This window comes from Serratia sp. TSA_7 (assembly GCF_052692135.1).
Genome location: NZ_JBQZFU010000007.1, coordinates 239,328 through 246,891 on the forward strand (window position 1 = coordinate 239,328; position 7,564 = coordinate 246,891).

At 55.9% G+C, this 7,564-nt stretch carries 8 protein-coding genes; 4 read left to right on the forward strand and 4 right to left on the reverse strand.

Annotated features, from left to right (window positions below; translation table 11 throughout):
* Positions 1-39: 39 nt before the first annotated feature.
* The 3 genes from ACUTQW_RS20335 to grcA form a co-directional block, all read right to left on the reverse strand.
* Positions 40-795, reverse strand: coding sequence for an ankyrin repeat domain-containing protein (locus ACUTQW_RS20335; RefSeq protein WP_020439622.1), 756 nt, complete (start codon positions 793-795; stop codon positions 40-42).
* The gene (locus tag ACUTQW_RS20340) at positions 788-1,750 is read right to left on the reverse strand and encodes a DUF2974 domain-containing protein (protein ID WP_006327388.1); all 963 of its coding nucleotides are present in this window, start codon (positions 1,748-1,750) and stop codon (positions 788-790) included. Before ACUTQW_RS20340 ends, ACUTQW_RS20335 begins: the two co-directional genes overlap by 8 nt.
* A gap of 187 nt (positions 1,751-1,937) precedes the next feature.
* A complete protein-coding gene (gene grcA / locus ACUTQW_RS20345) occupies positions 1,938-2,321 on the reverse strand; it encodes an autonomous glycyl radical cofactor GrcA (RefSeq protein WP_004953623.1) in 384 nt (127 codons plus the stop codon).
* A gap of 346 nt (positions 2,322-2,667) precedes the next feature.
* Between grcA and ung the strand changes: the two genes are divergently transcribed.
* Positions 2,668-3,351, forward strand: a complete 684-nt coding sequence (gene ung, locus ACUTQW_RS20350) for a uracil-DNA glycosylase (protein ID WP_004953626.1) — start codon at positions 2,668-2,670, stop codon at positions 3,349-3,351.
* A 62-nt stretch (positions 3,352-3,413) separates the two neighbouring features.
* Here the strand turns inward: ung and grpE are convergent, their stop codons facing one another.
* On the reverse strand, positions 3,414-3,986 hold the full coding sequence (gene grpE / locus ACUTQW_RS20355; protein WP_006327389.1) for a nucleotide exchange factor GrpE: 573 nt from the start codon (positions 3,984-3,986) through the stop codon (positions 3,414-3,416).
* A gap of 124 nt (positions 3,987-4,110) precedes the next feature.
* Between grpE and nadK the strand changes: the two genes are divergently transcribed.
* From nadK to bamE, 3 genes are all read left to right on the forward strand, one after another.
* The gene (nadK, locus tag ACUTQW_RS20360) at positions 4,111-4,989 is read left to right on the forward strand and encodes an NAD(+) kinase (RefSeq protein WP_004953629.1); all 879 of its coding nucleotides are present in this window, start codon (positions 4,111-4,113) and stop codon (positions 4,987-4,989) included.
* Between the two features lie 86 nt (positions 4,990-5,075).
* Positions 5,076-6,737 (forward strand): DNA repair protein RecN, encoded by a 1,662-nt coding sequence (gene recN, locus ACUTQW_RS20365; protein WP_020439623.1) that lies wholly within the window; start codon positions 5,076-5,078, stop codon positions 6,735-6,737.
* 361 nt (positions 6,738-7,098) lie between these two features.
* Complete coding sequence (bamE, locus tag ACUTQW_RS20370) at positions 7,099-7,437, forward strand: outer membrane protein assembly factor BamE (protein WP_004953634.1); 339 nt, start codon at positions 7,099-7,101, stop codon at positions 7,435-7,437.
* Positions 7,438-7,564 lie beyond the last annotated feature (127 nt).

The following is a 7,564-nucleotide window of genomic DNA, read 5'->3' on the forward strand; positions in this document are numbered from 1 at the left end:
ACGCCTTCACTCACCTGAAGGCGTTTTTTTATGCCTCCATTACGGCTGCGCGTAATGCGTCGCCTGGTGATGGGATTTTAACCAGACATCCAGTTGCCGATAACGATCGCGCATCTCTTCACTCTGCAGGTGTGCAGGCGTCAGTGAGAAATAGAACTGGAAGGTCTGGCCTTGCCGGTTACGGGCTTTGCCGTCCGCTCCCGCCTGCAGCAACATCAACGCCAACTGCGGCGCATTGATTTTCGCCGCCGCGTGCAAGGGCGCATCCCCCAATCTATCGCTCAACGTGGTATCCGCCCCGGCTGCCAGCAGCAACCGTAATTGCTCCTCACGCCCCGCAAGTACCGCAGCGGACAGCGGCGTCGCGCCGGTCACCGCATTGCGCAGGTTAACCGGCACGCCATGCGCCAGCAGCAGCCGCAAATACTGCGTATCCCGCACCGTTGCGGCGGTATGCAGCACGCTGTTCCCCTCCAGCCCCGGCACGGCGACATCAGCCCCCAGCTCTAGCAGCGAACTTAGGCTTTGCGGTTGCTGCGAGAGAATCGCCCATTGAAGCAGCGTGACCTGGCGATCGCCCTGCTCACTCAAACGCGGCCGTGTTGCCTGTTCGGCAATGCCCTGCGTATCACCGCGCATCACCACCTGCGCCAGCGCCTGATTGCCGCGCCCGGCGAACGGGGAAATAGACTGATTCATCTGTTGTTCCTTAGCCATAATCAGCAAGCCGGCGACCACTATCAGCGCCAGCACGACGATAATCAACGTCTGCCTAACCCGACGCCTTTCAGGCATTGGCCTTCATCTCCCACGGCTTTTGCTCCGCCATCGAACTGATGACCTTATCAATGCCGTGTGCGGTCAAGCTGCGATCCACATGTTTACTCGGTCGCCAGTCGTCAATGCCGCTCAGGGTATCGTTATTGGCCAGAGTAATTTTATGCCCGATGGCATCCGGGATCAGCGAAGTGGATTCCTGCGTCCCGGTCAGCATGTCGTATTGTTCGCTGTAGCGGCGAATACCGCCGGCTTGCGCATCCTGCTTAGCCGCCGTCGGATCGATGCCCATACGGTTTAATGTATAGTCGGAGACACCCGCCGCGTTGAAAGTGACCGCCACAGTACCGGTCGCCAGCGCCGCCGTTGCCGCCAGCCCGCCGCCGAGAGAATGACCGGCAATCACCAGCGCATCGCCAAACGCCGCCTTGGCGCCTTTAGCTACCGCGACAGCCTGATTGTACTGCACATCATCGTAGCCGGTCGCCTGCCGCACATTGCTCAGCCAATCGCGCATGTCATTGGTGCCTGCAAAGGCCAGGACATACTGTTGGCTGTCGCTATAAATACCGGCCTGAAAACCCGACGCCGCATCATGCAGGCTGGCGGGATCAATACCCGCGCCGAGCAGCGCGCTGTCGCTCAGGCGGTTGAACCCTTCCACACCCTGGCCGTTCAGGCTGTAAACGTCTTTAGCCAGTAACGCGAGCGTATAATCTCCCTGTTGTGGCTGCTGGCCGCGCGTTACCCCTTGGGGCGTAGCGGCCGGCGCGGCAGCCGACATATCGCTCACCAGCGCGTTCAGCAGGTTCCGGGTATTCAGGTTATTCGATGAAAGCGTGGTCGCAGCGGCCCCGGCCGCCGGTGATTCGACGGGCTCCGATGAACTCACCGGTTGCAGTGCCGCACGCGCTACAGGGGATTGAATGGTCGCAGGGTTAACCGCAGAGGTAAAACTCAAAGACATACTCATGCCGACTCCTTGTCGATAGGCTTATCAATGCCGCACCCAATACGGGTGCCAAAGTAGCTATCGGCAGGTCGGAGCAGTTCTGTAATGCAGACGATTATCTTTGCGAGGAATGTGATCCGGATTCACTTTACTGGCCGGCGAGCAATAAAAAAGGGAGCCGAAGCTCCCTCAGTGACTGCGCAGGGAATTACAGGCTGGCAGTAAAGGTACGTGCGATCACGTCACGTTGCTGTTCTGGCGTCAGCGAGTTGAAGCGTACTGCATAACCGGACACGCGAATGGTCAGTTGCGGGTATTTTTCCGGGTGCTTGACCGCATCTTCCAGCGTCTCGCGGCGCAGTACGTTCACGTTCAGGTGTTGGCCACCCTCTACGCGCACGGTTGGCTGCATTTCCAGCGGCACTTCACGGTACTCGATTTGGCCCAGATCGTTGACCGGCACAACCTGATCTTCTACATAGTTGGCTTTAGCGCAAACGCAGCGGGCTTCTGACGTTTCATCATCCAGCAGCCAGAAAGAGTTCACCAGCGCCTGGTCGTTCGCTTTAGTGATTTGAATACCAGTAATCATTTTGTTGCCTCCGTACAAGGACGAAAAATTCTCTTTCGTGAGAAAATTCAATGTTGGTTTCGGCCATTTGGTAAAACCATTGTTGTCTTATTGTTCTGTATACCAGCCTGGTCGGAGCAATTCTTTGATTAAAATCAATTCTTATGGGTTACCCATACATAGTGAAGGGGCAAGTTTCTGTTTTATGTCAATTTTCCCCATACCGCCGAAAACAATTATTTTTGTAAATTTTAAAAAATCCTTGTACCAAGATAGGTAGTCCAACGGCAAAAGCGGGTTTCACTGCGTGAAGGTAAACGGTAAGCTAGGGCTAGTGAATTGTTAACGAAAACAAAGGAGAGCGTTTATGTCCACCCCTCTCACCTGGCATGACGTCATCGGCAAGGAAAAAGAGCAACCCTATTTTCATGAAACGCTTGCCTTTGTTGCCGCTGAACGTCAGGCCGGTAAGACCATTTATCCACCACAGAAAGACGTGTTCAACGCCTTCCGCTACACCGAACTGGCAGACGTGAAAGTGGTGATCCTCGGCCAGGATCCTTATCACGGCCCGAATCAAGCCCACGGTCTGTCTTTCTCGGTGCTTCCCGGCGTGCCGGCTCCGCCTTCGCTGGTAAATATGTATAAAGAATTGGCGACGGATATCCCGGGGTTTGAGCGACCAAGCCACGGCTGCCTGCAAAGCTGGGCGGAACAGGGCGTACTGCTGCTGAACACGGTATTGACCGTTGAACGCGGCCAGGCGCATTCCCACGCCAAACTGGGTTGGGAAACCTTTACGGATAGAGTGATCGCCGCGCTGAACGACAACCGCGAAGGCGTGGTGTTTCTGCTGTGGGGCTCGCATGCCCAGAAGAAAGGCAACATTATCGACAGGAAGCGCCACCACGTGCTGAAAGCGCCGCACCCTTCGCCGCTCTCGGCCCACCGCGGCTTCCTCGGCTGCCGCCATTTCTCGCAGGCCAACCAACTGCTGGAACAGCAGGGGCTGAAACCTATCGATTGGCTGCCGCAACTGCCGCAGGCATAACTCAGACAAAGTCCAGACGCAAAAAAGGCACCCGCAGGTGCCTTTTCCTTACTTAATTCCGCTTAAGCCTTGGCTTTGGAAACCGCAACCATCGCCGGGCGCAGCAGGCGGCCATTCAGCGTATAGCCTTTCTGCATCACCATCATTACGTGGTTCGGCTGGTGATCGGCAGACTCCATCAGGCTCATCGCCTGGTGCACGTCCGGGTTGAACGGCACGTTGATGTCGCCGACGATTTCGATACCGTACTTGCTCACTGCGTCTTGCAAGGATTTCAGCGTCAGTTCGATGCCTTCGATCATTGCCGTCAGTTCCGGATTGTTTTTATCCGCCAGATCCAGCGCGCGCTCCAGGTTATCAATCACCGGCAGCAAGTCGCCCGCGAATTTCTCCAGCGCAAATTTGTGCGCTTTCTCGATATCCAGCTCGGTACGGCGGCGAACGTTTTCCATTTCCGCTTTGGCGCGTAGCAGGCTGTCGCGTTCATGCTGCTGGGATTCAGCCAGCTGAGTTTCCAGCTCGGCAATGCGCGCATCCCGCAGATCGACGCCCTCAGCCACTTCCGGCAAAACTTCCTGCTGGTCCATTTCTTCCGAGACTTGCTCGTTTGGCGTCTTCTGTTCTTTACTACTCATGAATATCTCCGCGTTTTAGCATTAATCTCGCAACTTGGCTTATTATGGGGATCAAAACCGGGGTTTCAAGTCAACCGGTCACAATGTGGGGCATAAACTCGTCCCGGTGAGGAAAATCACAGCAATGAATAAGAAATTCGCCTGTATTGGCATTGTGGGTCACCCGCGCCACCCTTCAGCGCTGGCAACGCATGAGATGTTGTTTCACTGGTTGGTCGCCCGAGGCTACTCGGTGATGCTTGAACGGCAGATAGCCCAGGATTTGGGCCTGAAAGACGTCGTGACCGGCAGCCTGGCAGACATTGGCCAGAAAGCCGACCTGGCCGTGGTGGTCGGCGGTGACGGCAATATGCTCGGCGCGGCGCGCGTATTGGCGCGTTACGATATTAAAGTGATCGGCGTAAACCGCGGTAACCTTGGATTTTTGACCGATCTCGACCCCGACAATGCGTTGCAGCAATTGGCCGACGTGCTGGAAGGCGAATACATCGATGAACAGCGCTTCCTGCTGGAAACCATCGTGCACAAAGAGAACCAGCAGTGCCGCATCAGCACCGCCATCAACGAAGTGGTGCTGCACCCCGGCAAAGTGGCGCACATGATCGAGTTCGAAGTGTACATCGACGATCGTTTCGCCTTCTCGCAACGTTCCGACGGGCTGATTATCGCCACGCCGACCGGGTCGACCGCCTACTCGCTCTCCGCCGGCGGGCCGATCCTGACGCCTTCGCTGGAGGCCATTGCGCTGGTGCCGATGTTCCCGCACACCCTTTCCGCCCGCCCGCTGGTGATCAACGGCAACAGCACCATTCGGCTGAAGTTTTCGCAGATCGGCAGCGATCTGGAAATCAGCTGCGACAGCCAGATCGCGCTGCCTATCCAGGAAGGCGAAGAGGTATTGATACGCCGCAGTGATTTCCATTTGAATCTTATTCATCCAAAGGACTACAGCTATTTCAATACGTTAAGCACAAAGCTCGGCTGGTCAAAAAAATTGTTCTAAAAACGTCGCCAGCTACTTTACTGTATATAAAACCAGTTTATACTGTATGAAACTACAGTTATGTGTTTATACACAGGAAGGTTCCCATGCTGGCGCAATTGACCATCAGCAATTTTGCTATCGTTCGTGAGTTGGAGATTGATTTTCAACCGGGTATGACGGCGATTACCGGTGAAACCGGCGCCGGCAAATCCATCGCCATCGACGCGCTGGGCCTGTGCCTCGGCAACCGCGCCGACGGCAATGTGGTGCGCCTGGGGGCCGCCCGTGCCGATATCTGCGCGCGCTTCTCTTTGGCGGATACCCCCTCAGCCCGCCAATGGCTTGAGCTGAACCAACTGGACGACAGCAATGAATGCTTGCTGCGCCGGGTGATCAACGCAGACGGCCGCTCGCGCGGCTTTATCAATGGCACCGCCGTGCCGCTTTCGCAACTGCGCGAACTTGGCCAATGCCTGATTCAAATCCACGGCCAGCATGCTCACCAGCTGTTGCTCAAACCCGAGCATCAAAAGCAACTGCTGGACGCCTATGCAGACGAACCCGCTCTGCTGGCGCAAATGCAACAAGCTTACCAGCGCTGGCACCAAAGCTGCCGCGAACTGGCTCATCACCAACAACAGTCCCTTGAGCGCGACGCACGCAAACAGCTGCTGCAATATCAGTTGAAAGAGCTGAATGAGTTCGCCCCGCAGGCCGGTGAGTTTGAACAAACAGACGCGGAATACAAGCGCCTGGCCAACAGCGGCCAGTTGCTGACCCTTAGCCAGCAAACGCTGCAATTGCTGGCCGATGACGAAGAACACAACATGCTCAGTCAGCTCTACACCGCCAAACACCTGCTGGTCGAGTTGGTCGGCATGGATGAAAAACTCGGCGAACTGCTGAACATGCTGGAAGAAGCCTCAATCCAGATCAGCGAGGCCAGCGATGAACTGCGCCACTATGCCGATCGCATGGATCTCGATCCCAACCGCCTGCATGAACTGGAACAGCGCCTGTCGCGGCAAATCAACCTGGCGCGCAAACATCACGTAGCGCCAGAAGAACTGCCGCAGCTACACCAGCAGTTGCTCGATGAGCAACAATCGCTGTCGCAACAGGAAAGCGACCACGAGCACCTTAACGAAGCGGTCGCCCTGCACCATCAGCAGGCGCTGGTTCTGGCGGAACAATTGCACCAGAAACGCCAGCATTACGCCGCCGAACTGACCACGCTGATTACCGACAGCATGCAGGCGCTCTCTATGCCACACGGCAAATTCAACATCGATGTGCGCTTCGAGCCCCAATATTTGAGCGCCGAAGGGGCAAGCCGCACCGAGTTCTGCGTGTCCACCAACCCGGGGCAACCGCTGCAGGCGCTGGCCAAAGTGGCGTCCGGCGGCGAATTGTCACGCATCGCGCTGGCGATTCAGGTCATCACTGCCCGCAAGATGGAAACCCCGGCGCTGATTTTCGACGAAGTGGACGTGGGTATCAGTGGCCCGACCGCCGCCATCGTGGGCCGCCTGCTTCGCCAGCTCGGGGAGTCTACACAAGTAATGTGCGTCACCCACCTGCCGCAGGTCGCGGGGTGCGGGCATCAGCATCTGTTTGTCAGCAAACAGACCGACGGCACGGAAACCGAAACGCAGATGTCGCCGTTGGATAAACGTGCCCGTTTGCAGGAGCTGGCGCGCCTTCTTGGCGGCAGCGAAGTCACCCGCAACACATTGGCAAACGCGAAAGAACTGCTGGCCGCATAAAAAAGCTCAACTTTTTCACTTTTCCGAGGTCTGACTTTGGCACTGTTTACCCGGCAGATTTCAAGGTGCGGCAAGGCGACAACCGCCCCATCCCCCAGCCGCTTAGTCAGCTAAGCGGCTGGGGTGCGAGAGCGAAGCAATCGCAGCAGCAACTTGAAAGATGAAGGGTACACCCAATAGATTTCAAGCTGTAGCAAGGCGGCAACCGAGAGAATCACCAGGAGCTTAGTCAACTAAGTGACTGGGGTGAGCGAGGGAAGGCAACGTCGCTACAACTTGAAAGATGAAGGGTATAAAGGTTTCCAACTGCTGCAAGGTCTATTATCATCGGCATCCTATGCCCTAAAGGAATGTGATTACTATGCGCTGTAAAACGCTGGCTGCTGCCGCTGTGGTTCTTGTGATGCTGACTGCAGGCTGTTCTACTTTTGAGAAGGTGGTTTACCGGCCTGACATCAACCAAGGGAACTACCTGACGTCGACCGACGTGGCCAAAATCCAAAAAGGTATGACCCAGCAACAGGTCGCTTATACATTGGGTACCCCAATGTTACAGGATCCGTTCGGTACTCAGACGTGGTTCTATGTATTCCGCCAGCAACCTGGCCATGAAGATATCACCCAGCAAACCCTGACGCTGACCTTTGATAGCGCGGGCGTGCTGACCGATATTCAGAACAAACCTGCGCTGACCAAGTAATCAGCGCAGGAGCTATCGTCCGGCCCGTGAGGGGCGATTCAGGTTCTTCATGACAGTAACAGGCTGCAACTCGGAAGATAAAATTCTGATAAAAAATAAGGCGCATTCAGCGCCTTATTTTTTTGCT